Here is a 14,735-nt window from a genome sequence, read left to right on the forward strand (position 1 = left end):
GTTATCCACATTGCAAGACCATGAGCACTACCCCTCCCCTGTCTGAAACGATTGCCTTCATCGGCGCCGGCAACATGGCCAGCGCCATCATTGGCGGACTGCTGCGCCAGGGCGTTGCGCCCAGCCAGATCGAAGTGGTCGAGCCTTTCGAAGCCGCGCGTGCGGCCCTGCAGGCCAGCTTTGGCATCACGGCCCAGGCCGAAGCCAGCGACGCCCTGGCGCGCGCGCGGCTGGTGGTCTGGGCCGTGAAGCCGCAGACCTTCAAGGACGCGACCGTTGCGGTCAAAGCCCATACGGCCCAGGCCCTGCACCTGAGCGTGGCCGCGGGCATTCCCACGGCCAGCATCGCCCAGTGGCTGGGCAACGAGCGCATCGTGCGCGCCATGCCCAATACGCCGGCGCTGATCGGCCAGGGCATCACCGGCCTGTTCGCCTGCCCGGCCGTGGATGCGGCGGGCAAGGCCCTGGTCGAGCAGGTGGTCGCCACCACCGGCCAGCACCTGTGGGTGGACGAGGAAGCGCAGCTGGATGCGGTCACGGCCTTGTCGGGCTCGGGCCCGGCCTATGTGTTCCTGTTTCTCGAAGCCATGACCCAGGCCGGCGTGGACATGGGCCTGGGCGCCGCCCAGGCCTACCAACTGGCCGTCGCCACCTTCCAGGGCGCTTCGGAGCTGGCCGCGCGCTCCAGCGAACCGGCCGAAGTGCTGCGCCAGCGCGTGACCAGCAAGGGCGGCACCACCCATGCGGCCATCAGCCACATGCAGCAGGCAGGTGTTCCCGAACAGTTCATCGCCGCCCTGCGCGCCGCCGAGCAGCGCGCCAAGGAACTGGCCGAGGAATTCGGCCGCTGAAACCGGGTCAGGGCTTGCGCCGGGGCAAGCCCAGCAAGGCCGACAGCACGGCCAGATCCAGCTCGATCCAGAAGTCCCGTTGCTGCGCCAGCCGCTGGGCGTAGTCACGGGCCTGCTGCGCAGCCGGCCGCACCAGGGCCGCCATCACGGCCTGGCGGCGCGGATCATCCTCGGCCACGCGGTCCGTCATATAGGCGCAGGAATGCGCCCGCACATGGCGCGGCGTCACCCAGACCACAAAACCCAGCGCCAGCAGAGCCGCGCCGCTCACGCCCAGAGCCAGCAAACAGCCCAGCAGCTGCCAGCCCCAGGCCCAGTCCAGCCACCACACGCCCGCGGCCGCCACCAGCCCCAGCAGGCCTGCCAGCACCAGCACCTGCTGAGCGGGCGTCACGGGCGAAGTGTCGTGCAGATAGGCACGAAAACGGCGAATGGCGCGCGCATCGGGCACGGGCACCGTGCCGGCCTGCCCCAGATCGCCCTGCAGCGCGCCGTACATCAGTTGGTTCAGTTGCCGAAGATTCAAAGCATTCCCTTTCCATGATCCACCGCTCTGCGCGTGACCCACACCGCACGACAATGGCGCAGCCCAGCAAGGGGACAGCGAGCAAGCGCCGCCGCGCCGCGAGGCTGTCGTCCCCCTCCAGGGGGAAGCCGCGAAGCGGCTCAGGGGGTGCTACTTTTCATCCACCCCAAACCACAGAGCGCATCGCAATCGCCGCGCCCTGGTAGTCGTCATTGAAGTAGCGCGGCGCTTCGTCGGCATGCACGGCGCCGGCTGCGTACAGCAGGGGCAGGAAATGCTCATGCGTAGGGTGGGCCATCTGGGCCACCGCGCCCAGCGACTGGAAGTCGGCCAAGGCAGCCAGGTCCCGGGCGTCGATCATGGCTTTCATCTGCTGGTCGAAGTCTATGGCCCAGTCATAGGCCTGGTTGGGCGCGGCCGTGCGCTGCATGGCGCGCAGGTTGTGCACGATGTTGCCGCTACCGACCAGCAGCACGCCCTGCTCGCGCAGCGCGCGCAACTGCTGGCCCAACGCGAAATGTTCGGCCGGCGGGCGGCTGTAGTCCATGCTCAGCTGCACCACGGGAATGTCCGCCGCAGGGAACATGGGCTTGAGCACCGACCAGGTGCCATGGTCCAGACCCCATTCGTGTGTATCCACGCCCAGCGGTGCCTGCGAGCCCGGCGTCTGGAGCTGCTCGGCCAGGGCGCGCGCCACCACGGGCGCACCCGGCGCCGGGTATTGCTGGTCAAAAAGCTCCTGGGGAAAGCCGCCGAAGTCATGGATGGTGCGCGGATCGGACATGCCGGTGAGAAACCAGCCGCCCTGCGTGAGCCAGTGCGCCGAAATGCAGACGATGAGCTGCGGGCGTTCGTGCTTTTGCAGCAGCTCGGTGCCCAGGGCCTGCCAGCTTTGGCGATAAGGCTTGTCCTCGATGGCGTTCATGGGGCTGCCATGTCCGAGAAACAGCACCGGCAGGCGCGCCGAAGGCCGCAGACTCTGGATACCGGCCTGCGATGCCGCCTGCGAAAAATCATTCCACTGTGTCATACCCACTCCTGCGGCTGTGCAGGCCGCTGTGCCAACGGCGGCGGCCATGAGGTGTCTGCGTTGCATTGTGCGCTTCCTATGCCCGCACTGTAGCGCCCCAGCCCGGTGCAGCAAGCCCTCGCGACCCGATTCAGCCCGGGCCCATTTCGGCCTGGAGCTCCGACAGCGGGCGGCGCTGTATCTGGCCGCCACATTCGCGGGCCAAGCCATCGACCACCTCGACCACGAACTCGCGCACGATGGCGACCAGCGCCGTCGCCCCGGCCGGCATGGACTGCGCGAGCTGGACCATGCACGGATCCAGCGCCACGACAACGCCCTCTTTCACCTGCAACTGGCCCTGCGGATCGCGCCGCACCAAGGCGGCCTGGAGCAATTGCACCAGGCCGGCCGCCGAAGCGGCCTTGAGTTCCGACAAGGCATCCAAGGCCCGGCTTTCGTCCTCGAAGTGGATGGCAATCACGTTCCGGTTCATGGGGGAACTCCTTTCGACAAAGGCAGGGCTCTACGCTCAGTGAGCCATGGAGCTTGCGCCACCCACGACCCATGAAACTGCCGCGACCCAGCCCAGGGGCAGCGAGCAAGCGCCGTCGCGCAGCGAGGGTGCCGTCCCCCTCCACCGAAGGTTGAGAGGGGGAAGACGCGAAGCGGCTCAGGGGGTGAATTTCACTTCAGCGCAAACCCCAGTGCCACTCCGGCAAACAAGCTCGCACCGATCCAGTGGCTTTTGCTGAACGCCACGAAACAGCCGTCGCGCGAGCGCTCGCGGATCAGCGTGAAATGCCAGACGATTTGCGCCGCCGCGCAAGCCATGCCCAAAGCGAACGGCCAGCCCAGCGCATAGGGCAGCAAGGCCCACAGGGTCAGCAGCCAGCTGAGCGCAAAAAACGCCATGATGGCCGTGACATCCCAGCGGCCCAGCGTGATGGCCGAGGTCTTCATGCCGATCTTCAGGTCATCGTCGCGGTCGACCATGGCGTACTCGGTGTCGTAGGCCAGCACCAGAAACATGTTCGCCAGCCACAGCACCCAGCCCGTGGCCGGGACCATGCCCTGGATGGCCGCGAATGCGATGACGATGCCGAAATTGAAGGCAATGCCCAGGAAGGCCTGGGGCATGGAGAAAAAGCGCTTGGTGAACGGGTACAGGATGGTGAACAGCACGGCCGGCACCGACCAGGCCACGGCCTCCCAGCGCGTGCTCAGCACCAGGCCCAGGGACACCAGCGCCAGCACCACGCCGACGACCACGGCCTCCTTGACCGAGACCTGGCCCGAGGTGATGGGGCGCTGCGTGGTGCGCTTGACATGCTTGTCGAAGTCGCGGTCGGCGATGTCGTTGATGCAGCAGCCTGCGCTGCGCATCAGCGGCGTGCCCAGCAGGAACACCAGCAGCAGATGCCAGCCCGGAAAGCCGTCAGCGGCGACCCACAGCGCGGCCAGCGTCGGCCAGACCAGCACCAGCCAGCCCGCGGGGCGGTTCCAGCGGATGAGATCGAGGTATAGCGACAGCCGCGAACGCGGCGGCGGCGAGGGAGGCAAGGACGGGACAGCGGAGTTCACGGCAGCGGTAGTAGATGGCATAGGGTGTATGCGCCGCGCCCACGCAGCGCGGGTGCGGGGTCAAGGCCAGAGCAGTTGGCCCGGGACAGGCCTGCACGGCCCGCTTCAATGTAGCGCAACCCAGTCTGGCCATGCCGTAGGCCGAGAACTGGAGATGCGCATCAGGACAGTCGCTGGACTCCGGGCAGGGTGCAAGCGTAGACCGCGTTGCGCAAGGCGGCAATCGCCTCGTAGCGCGTGAAGCTGCGGCGCCAGACCAGCACCACGCGGCGGCTGGGGGTAGGCACGCCGTCGGCTTCGCGGATCGGCAGGTAGCGGATGTGCGGCTCGTCGTTCTTGCGGCGGCGCACATGGGTTTCCAGCGCATCACGCGGCACCGACAGGCGCGGCACCAGGGTCACGCCCATGCCGGCCGCCACCATGTGCTTGATGGTCTCCAGCGACGAACCTTCAAAGGTGCGGCGAATGCCTTCGGCATTGCTCGCATAGCGCGCGAATTCGGGACAGACTTCGAGCACATGGTCGCGAAAACAGTGGCCCGAACCCAACAGCAGCATGGTTTCGTTCTTGAGCTCGATGGTGGACACCGACTCCTGCTTGGCCAGCGGATGGTTGCTGGGCACGGCGGCCATGAACGGCTCGTCGTACAGCAGCGCCGTCGCCAGGCCCGTGTCGGGAAAAGGTTCGGCCACGATGGCGCAGTCGATTTCGCCGGTGCGCAGCATTTCCAGCAGCTTGACGGTGAAGTTCTCCTGCAGCATCAGCGGCATCTGCGGCGTGCGCTGGATGGCGTTGCGCACCAACTCAGGCAGCAGATAGGGGCCGATGGTGTAGATCACGCCCAGGGTCAAGGCGCCGGCCAGCGGGTCCTTGCCGCGCTTGGCGATTTCCTTGATGGCCGCGGCCTGCTCCAGCACGCTTTGCGCCTGGCGCACGATTTCCTCGCCCAGAGGCGTCACAGACACCTCGCCCGCGCTGCGCTCGAACAGCTTGACATCCAGCTCTTCTTCGAGCTTTTTGATAGCCACCGACAGCGTAGGTTGCGACACATAACAGGCTTCAGCAGCGTGCCCGAAATGCTTCTCGCGAGCCACGGCAACGATGTACTTGAGTTCAGTGAGGGTCATGTATTTTTGATTATGGGCCAGGCGGGACATCTATTGTCGCGGCACTTTGGAACAATATGACTATCACCCTACCCTTCCCTGGAACTGAGCAGGGTTGGATTCAATTTGATACATCTGCAGAATACTAGGCTTTAAGATACTCCGCTCTGCGGCCTCCACCGGCGGACCACATGGCGCGGCGCGATCTCTCGTGCCCGCAAACGCCCCCGGACCCGTGAATCCTAAGCTTTGAGGTATTCCGCCTTGCCGCCCAGCCAGCGGGCCACATGGCGCTGCGCCAGGTCGGGGAACTGGTCCAGCATGCGCGGCGCGATCTCGCGTGCCCAGTCCAGCAAGTCAGTGTCGGTGGCCAGATCGGCAAAACGCAGCATGGCCGCGCCGGACTGGCGCGCGCCCAGGAACTCGCCCGGGCCGCGGATCTCCAGATCGCGGCGCGCGATCTCGAAGCCGTCGTTGGTTTCGGCCATCGCGCGCAGGCGCTCCTTCGCGGTTTCGCCCAGCTTGCCGTTGTCGCCCACCGCATACAGCAGCACGCAGGCCGACGCCGCCGCGCCGCGCCCGACCCGCCCGCGCAGCTGGTGCAGCTGGCTCAGGCCGAAGCGCTCGGAATGCTCGATCACCATCAACGATGCATTGGGCACATCCACGCCGACTTCGATCACCGTGGTGCTGACCAGCACACCCATCACGCCCGCGGTGAACAGCTCCATCACCGCTTTTTTCTCGGCCGTGGGCATGCGCGAATGCAGCAGGCCGACCATCACACCGGGCAGTGCCTCGCTCAGATCGGCGTGGGTCGCGGTCGCGTTCGACAGGTCCAGGGCCTCGCTCTCCTCGATCAGCGGACAGACCCAGTAGACCTGGCGTCCCGACGCCACCTGGGCCGCGATGCGCTCTATGACTTCGTCCCGCCGGCTGTCGGCGATCAGCTTGGTGACGATGGGCGTGCGCCCGGGCGGCAATTCGTCGATGGTCGAGACGTCGAGATCGGCGTAATAGCTCATGGCCAGCGTGCGCGGAATGGGCGTGGCGCTCATCATCAGCATGTGCGGCTCGAGTCCGGTGTGCGCGAGTTTTTGCCGCAAGGCCAGGCGCTGCGCCACGCCAAAGCGGTGCTGCTCGTCGATCACGGCCAGGGCCAGATTCTTGAACTGCACCTGCTCCTGGATCACCGCATGCGTGCCGACCACCAGGGCGGCCTCACCGCTGGCCACGAGTTCGAGCATGGCCGTGCGCTGCTTCTTCTTCTGCGCGCCCGACAGCCAGGCGACTTTCTTGCCCATCGGTTCGAGGATTTTTTCCAGCCAGCCGACCAGCTTGCCGAAATGCTGCTCGGCCAGGATTTCGGTCGGCGCCATCAGCGCGCACTGCCAGCCCGCGCCCATGCAGGTCACGGCCGACAGCGCCGCGACCACGGTCTTGCCCGAGCCCACATCGCCCTGCAGCAGCCGGTGCATGGGCACGGGCCGCGCCATGTCGGCCGCGATCTCGGCGCACACGCGCTGCTGGGCACGCGTCAAGCCGAACGGCAACTGGGCCAGGAACTGGGCATCGAGCGGCACTTCGCCGGGCGCGCCCGCGGGCAGCGCCAGCGCCGGTGCGCGCAGCCGTGCGCGTTCGCGCTTGGATTGGTATTGCGACAGCTGCTGGGCCAGCAGCTCCTCGGCCTTGAGGCGTTGCCAGGCAGGGTGGCTGTGGTCTTCCAGCGTGGCCAAGGCCACGTCGGGCGTGGGGTTGTGCAGAAAGCGCAGGGCTGCCTGCAAGCTGTACAGGGGCTGCAGCCCCTGCGCGCTCCAGGTCTGCTGCACCGGCGGCGCGGCCCTGGGCGGCAAGGTGTCGCTCAGATCGGCGCGCAGCAAGGCCGTGGCAATGGCGCGGCGCAGATAGGGCTGCGACAGCCCGGCGACCGTGGGATAGACCGGCGTCAGCGCGCCGGGCAGCTCGCCGCCGGCCGGACGAAACGCCGGGTGCATCATCTGCCGCCCCCAGAACCCGCCCTTGATTTCGCCGCGAATGCGCAGCCGCGCGCCCACGGCCAGGGCTTTCTGGTGCGAGGGGTAGAAGCTGAAGAAGCGCAGCTCGCACTCGCCTGTGCCGTCGTCCACATGCGCCACCAGTTGGCGGCGCGGGCGCAGCTGCACTTCGCAGGACGTCACCGTGGCCTCGATCTGCACCATGGCGCCGTCGCGGGCGTTGCGCAGCGGCGTGATCCGCGTTTCATCCTCGTAGCGCAACGGCAGGTGCAGCGCCAGGTCGATATCCCGCGTCAGCCCGAGTTTGAGCAGCGCCTTTTGCGCGGCGCTGATAGGGGCTTTGGACGGGGCGGAAGGCGGGGCAGGCATGGGCAGCAAAGGGTCTCGGTCGGCAAAAAAACGGGGCCATGGGGCGAGGGCAGCAAAAAGGCTACCATGCGCAGGTCAATTTCGTCAGGTTACCTTTCACGCCCTGCTTCCCATGCTCAAGCGCCTCAATGTCCAGCACCTCTCGCAGGGCATGTACCTGCACGAATTTTGCGGCTCCTGGATGGATCACCCGTTTTGGCGCACCCGTTTTCTGATCAACACGCCCGAAGACCTGGCCAAGCTGCACAGCGGCTTCATCCAGGAAGTGTGGATCGATGCACGCAAAGGCCTCGATGTCCCCGCGGGCGTGCCCTGCGTGGTCTACGACCCCGATGCCGAAGCCTTTGCCGACCAGTCACCCAAACCCACCGAGCGCCCGCGCTCGGCGCTGGGCACGACGGGCAGCAGCATGGGGGCCGAACTGCACCATGCCGCCAGCCTGTGCCAGCGCGCCCATCCAGCGATCACCCAGCTGTTTTCCAACGCCCGCGATGGCGAGGCCGTCGACATCCACACGGTTTATCGCCTGGTCGAGGACATCACCGACTCCATAGAGCGCAACCCCAGCGCACTGCCCAGCCTGGTGCGCCTGAAGAACGCCGACCAGTACACTTATCTGCACTGCCTGGCCGTCTCCGCGTTGATGGGCGCGCTGGCCCGGCGCCTGGGCCTGGACGACCACAGCGTGCGCAAGGCCGCGCTCGCGGGGCTGTTGCACGACCTGGGCAAGGCCAGCATTTCCCCTGCCGTGCTCAACAAGCCCGGACCGCTGGACGCCAAAGAGTTTGCCCATATCCGCACCCATCCCGAGCGGGGCTGGCAGATGCTGCAAGCCATGGACATCGACCCCGCCGTGCGCGAGGCCTGCCTCTACCACCATGAAAAAATCGACGGCACGGGCTACCCCCACAAGCTGGAAGGCGACAACATCCCCTTGCTGGCCCGCATGACGGCGATTTGCGACATCTACGACGCCGTCACATCCGACCGCCCCTACAAGCGCGGCTGGCCTCCGGCCGAAGCCGTGCGCCGCATGGCGCAATGGAGCCGCAACCACCTGGACCGCAAGCTGTTCGAAGCCTTTGTGCAAACCGTGGGCATCTACCCCGTGGGTTCGCTGGTGCGGCTGCAGTCCGAGCAACTGGCCGTGGTGATCGAGCCTTCGGGCGTCTCGCTGCTCGCGCCGCGCGTGAAAGTGTTTTACGCCATCAAGCCACAGCAGCGCATCACGCCGGAGATTCTCGACCTGTCCGCGTTCAGTTGCCACGACCGCATCGTCACGCACGAAGACCCGGCCGACTGGCCCTTCGACGACGTCGATCTGCTGTGGCGCGGCACCGCGGCCAGCCCGGCCAGCGCCGCAGCCGCAGCGGCAGCCGTCGCCTGAGCGCCAAAGACAACAGGGGCCACGCTGGCGGCATTTATTTGCGACAATTCCGGCTCCTTTTTTGACCCTTGGAACGGGCCTGTCCGGCCCTCAAGAACTGCATGCCTTCCAGTCCCCGCGCCTTCACGCTCAGCGATTTCGATTTTGAGCTTCCCGAATCCCTGATTGCCCAGCACCCCACGCCCGAACGCAGCGCCTCGCGCCTGCTCGACGGCCGCAGCTCGCCGTCCGTGCACCGCATCTTCCGCGAGCTGCCCGAGCTGCTCAATGCCGGCGATCTGCTGGTCTTCAACGACACACGCGTGCTCAAGGCCCGGCTGTTCGGTGAAAAAGCCAGCGGCGGCAAGCTCGAACTGCTGATCGAGCGGGTGCTCGAAGACGGTGAAATCGTGGCCCATATGCGCGTCAGCAAGAAGCCCCTGCCCGGCGCCCGCATCCACATGTGCGGCGGCCTGCGCCGCGGTGGTTTCGACGCTGTCCTGCTGGGCCGCTGGCCCGACGAAAACGGCCCGCTGTTTCGCTTCCAGCTGCAAGGCCCGGCCGGCGAAACGCCTTACGAGTTGATGGAGCGCCACGGCCACCTGCCCCTGCCGCCCTATATCGAGCGCCAGCAGTCCGAAGGCGACGACCCTGATGCGGCCGAAGACAGCCAGCGCTACCAGACCGTGTTCGCCAGCAAGCCCGGCGCCGTGGCCGCCCCCACGGCCGCGCTGCACTTTGACGAGGCCGTACTGGCCCGCCTGGCCGAGCGCGGCGTGGAGCGCGCCAGCGTCACCCTGCACGTGGGCGCGGGCACTTTCCAGCCGGTCAAGACCGAAGACCTCGCCGAGCACCAGATGCACAGCGAGTGGTACGACATTCCGCTGGCCACGCTGGCAGCGCTCGAGCGCTGCCGCCAGCGCGGTGGCCGGGTGATCGCCGTGGGCACGACCACCGTGCGCACGCTGGAATCCTGGGCGCAGAGCGGCCGCACCCAGGGCGATACCAACATCTTCATCACCCCCGGCTTTGCCTTCCAGGTGGTGGACTTGCTGGTCACCAACTTTCACCTGCCAAAAAGCACGCTGATGATGCTGGTCAGCGCGCTGGCCGGCTACGATCAGGTGATGGATTTGTACCGCCAGGCCATCGCCCACCACTACCGCTTCTTCAGCTACGGCGACTCGATGCTGCTCGAGCGCCAGCGCTGAAATCAGCCACCCCGGACCAGCACACCGTCAGTCAGGCGGATTTTTCAAGAAAGAGGCGGGCGCCATGTCCTCCTGGTTTGCGGGGCTTGCCCCGGCGGCGCGTTCAGCGCTTGCGGGCATCGCTCTGACGCTGGGGGCCTGCGCCTTGTTTGCGCTGCTCGACAGCGCCACCAAGTTCAGCGGTCAGGCCTTGCCCATGCTGCTGGTGGTCTGGCTGCGTTACATGGCCCAGGCGCTGGTCACCGCGGCCCTGGTGTTGCCACGCCGCGGCTGGGCTGCGCTGCGCACCGAGCACCCGCGCTTTCAGCTCAGCCGCGCGGCGTTCGGCGTGCTGACTTCCTGCATTGCCTTTTTCTGCATCCAGAGCATGCCTCTGGGCAACTTCACCGCCATCTGGTCGGCCAGCCCGCTGCTGATCGTGCTCGCCTCCTCCTGGCTGTTCAAGGAACGCATAGGCCCGGCGCGCCTGGCCTTGCTGCTCATAGGCCTGGCCTGCGTGGTGCTCATCGTGCGCCCCGAGAGCAGCGACCAGCCGCTGGGCTGGCGCGTCCTGCTGCCCGTGGCGCTGCTGGTCTGCGGCACGGGCTACCAGTTGCTGGGCAGCCGCCTGGCGCGGCTGGACGAGCCCTCCACCACCCAGCTCTACACCACCTGGCTGCCGCTGCTGCTGTCCACCCCCCTGCTGCCCTGGTTCTGGCAAAGCGTGGACGCCTGGCAGCTGTGGGTCGCCGTGCTGGTCATGGGGGTGTGCAGCGGTGTCGGCCATTTGCTGTTGCTGCAGGCCTACCGCCGGGCCTCGCCGGCCACGATCTCGCCTTTTCTCTACAGCCAGATCGGCTTTGCCATGGCCATGGGCTGGCTGTTCTTCGGCCAGGTGCCGGACCAATGGTCGCTGCTGGGCATGGCCGGCGTGGTGCTGTGCGGCATGGGCAGCCTCTGGTTGAGCTTGCGCAGTTCACGTTAGCACCCCCTGAGCGGCTGCGCCGCTCCCCCCTCTCATCCTTCGGTGGAGGGGGGCGCCCGGCTAGGGGCGACACCTTCGCTGCGGGGCGGCCCTTGCTCGGTGTCTCTCTGCTGAGGCGCGCCAGTTGCAGAGGCTATGGGTGTTGCCTACGCACCATGAATTCCTGACCAGCCGTCAGCCGCCGTGTTTCGCGCGAAAGGCCTGCGCCAGGCCGAAGTGCCCGTTGCCGATGAAGGGCTGGGGCGGGCGCAGCGCCGACAGGGGCGAAGGGTGGTTGCTGGTCAGTACCAGATGGCCGCGGTCCGCGGGAATCAAGGCCTGCTTGGTCTGGGCATGGTTGCCCCAGAGCATGAACACCACAGGGTGCGGGCCTTCGGCCACCTGGCGGATGACGGCATCGGTCAGCGCCTCCCAGCCGCGCTGGCTGTGGCTTGCGGCCTGGCCTTCCTCGACCGTGAGGCAGGTATTGAGCAGCAGCACGCCTTCGCGGGCCCAATCCACCAGACTGCCGCCAGGCACGGGCCAGGCGGGCGGCGGCGTGCCTGGGTCGCGCTGCATTTCCTTGAAGATGTTGCGCAGCGACGGCGGCAGCCGCACGCCGGGCGCGACCGAGAACGCCAGCCCTTCGGCCTGCCCGCGGCCGTGGTACGGGTCCTGACCCAGGATGACCACGCGCACGGCTTCGGGCGGCGTGAGCTCCAACGCGCGCAGCGGCTGGGGCGGAAAGATCACCGCGCCCGCATCAATCCTGGCCTGCAGGAAGGACAGCAGCTCCCGGCCTTTGGCGCTGGCAAAGAAATCGTCGACCAGCGGCTGCCAGCCGGACGCGACAGGCCAATCAGCCGGGTTGGCCGTGCACAGTTGAGAAGCCGGCTCGCAGGCGTCGGCAAAGTCCATCGTTGTCTGCATGCAAAGGCCTCAAGTCTAGTTATGCCTGGTGCTCGCATCGTCAGCAACCTCGGCAACTGGCGCGGCCCAGCAAAGGGGCAGCGAGCAAGCGCCGCCGCGCAGCGAGGCTGCCGTCCCCCTCCACCGCAGGATGAGAGGGGGAAGCGGCGCAGCCGCTCAGGGGGTGCTTCCTGTTACGAAAACAATTGGGCCAGCGCCAGGCCTGGATCATCGGCGCGCATGAAAGCTTCGCCGACCAGGAAAGCATTCACGCCAGCGCCGCGCAGCAGCTTCACGTCGGCAGGGGTCAGAATGCCCGACTCGGTGACCAGCAGCTTGTCGGCCGGCACCTGCTTTTGCAGCTCCAGCGTGGTCTGCAGGCTGACTTCGAAGGTGCGCAGATTGCGGTTGTTGATGCCCAGCAGCGCGGTCTTGAGGCGCAGCGCGCGCTCGAGTTCGGCCGCATCGTGCACTTCGACCAGCACGGCCATATCCAGGCTGCGCGCCACGGCTTCCATTTCGGCCATCTGACCGTCTTCCAGGCAGGCCGCGATCAGCAGCACGCAGTCGGCGCCCATGGCGCGCGATTCGTAGACCTGGTAGGGGTCGATCAGAAAGTCCTTGCGCAGCACGGGCAGCAGGCAGCTGGCGCGGGCCTGCTTGAGGAAGTCCACGCTGCCCTGGAAGAACTGCTTGTCGGTCAGCACCGACAGGCAGGCCGCGCTCACCTTGCCGTCGCCGTCGGCATAGCTCTGGGCGATGTCGGCGGGAATGAAATCGGCGCGGATCACGCCCTTGGACGGGCTGGCCTTCTTGACTTCAGCGATCACGGCCGCCTGGCCCTTGGCGATCTTCGCGCGCAGCGCGCCTTCGAAGTCGCGCGTCAGCACGCGGCTTTCGGCATCGCGGCGCATGTCGGCCAGCGGCATGCGTTTTTGGGCAGCAGCGAGTTCTTCGCGCTTGACCGCCACGATCTTGTTCAGGATGTCGGACATGGGAAGCTTTCGGTATCAGGTTCAAAAAATTCAGGGCGCATCGGGCGCTGGGGCACGCAGCACGCGGCGTATCACCAGGTGCACGGCCAGCCCCATCAGCAGGAACAGCAGCGAAACACCCAAGGCAATCCAGGTGCCGCTGTCCTGCCAGATCGGGGCATCGAGCAGGCTCATGCCTTGGCGCTCAGGGCCTGCGACTTCAGCACCAGCTGCTGCAGCTTGGCCAGCGCCGCGCCGCTGTCGATCACCTGCTGCGCGCGCAGCAGGCCGGCGGCGATGCTGGGCACCACGTTCGCCGCATACAGGGCCGCGCCCGCGTTCAGGCAGACGATATCGCGCGCCGGGCCTTTGGCACCTTGCAGCACTTCCAACAGCATGGCTTTGGATTGCTCGGGATTGTCCACCTTCAGCGAGCGCGTGCTGGCCATCTGCAGGCCGAAGTCTTCGGGATGGATTTCGTACTCTTGCACGGCGCCGTTCTTGAGCTCGCCGACCAGCGTGCCCGCGCCCAGGCTGATTTCGTCCAGGCCGTCGCGGCCGTAGACCACCAGCGCGTGCTCCGCGCCCAGGCGTTGCAATGCCCGCACCTGTATGCCCACCAGGTCTTCATGGAACACGCCCATGAGGATGTTGGGCGCGCTGGCCGGGTTGGTGAGCGGGCCCAGGATGTTGAAGATGGTGCGCACGCCCAGCTCCTTGCGCACGGCGGCGACGTTCTTCATCGCCGGGTGGTGGTTGGGCGCGAACATGAAACCGATGCCGACGTCGGCAATGCACTCGGCAATGGCTTCGGGCGACAGGTTGAGGTTGACGCCCAGGGCTTCCATCGCGTCGGCGCTGCCGCTCTTGCTAGAGACGCTGCGCCCGCCATGCTTGCTGACCTTGCCGCCGCCCGCGGCGATGACGAAGATCGAGCAGGTCGAGATATTGAAGGTGTTGGCGCCGTCGCCGCCCGTGCCGACGATGTCCACCAGATGGGTGGTGTCGGCCACCGGCACGCGCAGCGAAAACTCGCGCATGACCTGGGCCGCGGCCGTGATTTCGCCAATGGTTTCCTTCTTCACGCGCAGGCCGGTGACGATGGCCGCCGTCATCACGGGCGACATCTCGCCGCCCATGATCATGCGCATCAGGTGCAGCATTTCGTCGTGAAAGATTTCGCGGTGCTCGATGGTGCGCTGCAGCGCTTCCTGGGGGGTGATCTGTGTCATGGGAGCTTTGAAAAGGGGTGGCGCAAGCGGCGCAGACCGGCAGGACGGGGCCTGCCGGTGCGGGGCTCACAAGGCTTAGGCTTTTTGTTCCAGGAAGTTGCGCAGCATGGCGTGGCCGTGCTCGGTCAGAATGCTTTCCGGGTGGAATTGCACGCCCTGGATGGGCAACTCGCGGTGGCGCACGCCCTGGATTTCACCGTCTTCGCTGGTGGCGGTGATTTCCAGCACCTCGGGCAGGCTGGCGCGCTCTATGACCAGCGAGTGGTAGCGGTTGACCGTGAACTGCCGGGGCAGATCGGCGAACACCCCCGTCTGGGTGGTGGTGATCACGCTGGTCTTGCCGTGCATTTGCTGCTGGGCGCGGATGATGCGCCCGCCCATCGCCGCGCCAATGCTCTGGTGGCCCAGGCAGACCCCCAGAATGGGCAGCTTGCCCGCGAAGTGCTGGATGGCGGCGACGGAAATTCCGGCTTCGGCCGGCGAACAGGGACCGGGCGAAATCACCAGCCGCTCTATGCCTTGGGCCTGCATGCGTTGCGCGAGTTCCTCGAGCGTGATCTCGTCGTTGCGCACCACGCTGACGTCGGCACCCAACTCGCCAAAGTACTGGACGATGTTGTAGGTGAAGCTGTCGTAGTTGTCGATCATCAGGAGTTTCATG

At 66.7% G+C, this 14,735-nt stretch carries 15 protein-coding genes; 4 read left to right on the forward strand and 11 right to left on the reverse strand.

Annotated elements, in window-relative coordinates:
- The first annotated feature begins 20 nt into the window (after positions 1-20).
- Positions 21-851, forward strand: a complete 831-nt coding sequence (gene proC / locus N0K08_RS07940) for a pyrroline-5-carboxylate reductase (protein WP_261499588.1) — start codon at positions 21-23, stop codon at positions 849-851.
- Positions 852-858: 7 nt separating this feature from the next.
- Here proC and N0K08_RS07945 read toward each other — a convergent pair whose 3' ends face one another.
- From N0K08_RS07945 to recG, 6 genes are all read right to left on the reverse strand, one after another.
- Entirely contained in the window at positions 859-1,377 is a 519-nt protein-coding gene (locus tag N0K08_RS07945; protein ID WP_261499589.1) for a hypothetical protein, read from the reverse strand.
- A gap of 157 nt (positions 1,378-1,534) precedes the next feature.
- Positions 1,535-2,407 carry a 4,5-DOPA-extradiol-dioxygenase gene (gene ygiD, locus N0K08_RS07950; RefSeq protein ID WP_261499590.1) on the reverse strand — a complete coding sequence of 291 codons (873 nt, stop codon included), beginning with the start codon at positions 2,405-2,407 and terminating at the stop codon, positions 1,535-1,537.
- Between the two features lie 130 nt (positions 2,408-2,537).
- Positions 2,538-2,882, reverse strand: coding sequence for a hypothetical protein (locus N0K08_RS07955; RefSeq protein ID WP_261499591.1), 345 nt, complete (start codon positions 2,880-2,882; stop codon positions 2,538-2,540).
- A gap of 191 nt (positions 2,883-3,073) precedes the next feature.
- Positions 3,074-3,991, reverse strand: coding sequence for a 4-hydroxybenzoate octaprenyltransferase (gene ubiA / locus N0K08_RS07960; RefSeq protein ID WP_261499592.1), 918 nt, complete (start codon positions 3,989-3,991; stop codon positions 3,074-3,076).
- A gap of 140 nt (positions 3,992-4,131) precedes the next feature.
- The gene (locus N0K08_RS07965; RefSeq protein ID WP_261499593.1) at positions 4,132-5,097 is read right to left on the reverse strand and encodes a LysR substrate-binding domain-containing protein; all 966 of its coding nucleotides are present in this window, start codon (positions 5,095-5,097) and stop codon (positions 4,132-4,134) included.
- A gap of 221 nt (positions 5,098-5,318) precedes the next feature.
- Positions 5,319-7,439, reverse strand: a complete 2,121-nt coding sequence (gene recG / locus N0K08_RS07970) for an ATP-dependent DNA helicase RecG (protein ID WP_261499594.1) — start codon at positions 7,437-7,439, stop codon at positions 5,319-5,321.
- Between the two features lie 112 nt (positions 7,440-7,551).
- Between recG and N0K08_RS07975 the strand changes: the two genes are divergently transcribed.
- The 3 genes from N0K08_RS07975 (at position 7,552) to N0K08_RS07985 (ending at position 10,980) form a co-directional block, all read left to right on the forward strand.
- Positions 7,552-8,826, forward strand: coding sequence for an HD-GYP domain-containing protein (locus tag N0K08_RS07975; RefSeq protein WP_261499595.1), 1,275 nt, complete (start codon positions 7,552-7,554; stop codon positions 8,824-8,826).
- A 101-nt stretch (positions 8,827-8,927) separates the two neighbouring features.
- The gene (gene queA, locus N0K08_RS07980) at positions 8,928-10,016 is read left to right on the forward strand and encodes a tRNA preQ1(34) S-adenosylmethionine ribosyltransferase-isomerase QueA (RefSeq protein ID WP_261499596.1); all 1,089 of its coding nucleotides are present in this window, start codon (positions 8,928-8,930) and stop codon (positions 10,014-10,016) included.
- Positions 10,017-10,080: 64 nt separating this feature from the next.
- Positions 10,081-10,980, forward strand: coding sequence for a DMT family transporter (locus N0K08_RS07985; RefSeq protein ID WP_261499597.1), 900 nt, complete (start codon positions 10,081-10,083; stop codon positions 10,978-10,980).
- Between the two features lie 174 nt (positions 10,981-11,154).
- Here N0K08_RS07985 and N0K08_RS07990 read toward each other — a convergent pair whose 3' ends face one another.
- From N0K08_RS07990 to N0K08_RS08010, 5 genes are all read right to left on the reverse strand, one after another.
- Positions 11,155-11,889, reverse strand: coding sequence for a uracil-DNA glycosylase (locus N0K08_RS07990; RefSeq protein ID WP_261499598.1), 735 nt, complete (start codon positions 11,887-11,889; stop codon positions 11,155-11,157).
- Between the two features lie 173 nt (positions 11,890-12,062).
- On the reverse strand, positions 12,063-12,863 hold the full coding sequence (gene trpC, locus N0K08_RS07995) for an indole-3-glycerol phosphate synthase TrpC (RefSeq protein ID WP_261499599.1): 801 nt from the start codon (positions 12,861-12,863) through the stop codon (positions 12,063-12,065).
- A gap of 30 nt (positions 12,864-12,893) precedes the next feature.
- Complete coding sequence (locus N0K08_RS08000) at positions 12,894-13,037, reverse strand: hypothetical protein (RefSeq protein ID WP_261499600.1); 144 nt, start codon at positions 13,035-13,037, stop codon at positions 12,894-12,896.
- Entirely contained in the window at positions 13,034-14,074 is a 1,041-nt protein-coding gene (gene trpD / locus N0K08_RS08005) for an anthranilate phosphoribosyltransferase (RefSeq protein ID WP_261499601.1), read from the reverse strand. Before trpD ends, N0K08_RS08000 begins: the two co-directional genes overlap by 4 nt.
- A 75-nt stretch (positions 14,075-14,149) precedes the next feature.
- Complete coding sequence (locus N0K08_RS08010; protein ID WP_261499602.1) at positions 14,150-14,734, reverse strand: anthranilate synthase component II; 585 nt, start codon at positions 14,732-14,734, stop codon at positions 14,150-14,152.
- Position 14,735: the final 1 nt, after the last annotated feature.

Source organism: Acidovorax bellezanensis, assembly GCF_025421555.1.
Taxonomy (GTDB): domain Bacteria; phylum Pseudomonadota; class Gammaproteobacteria; order Burkholderiales; family Burkholderiaceae_C; genus Comamonas; species Comamonas bellezanensis.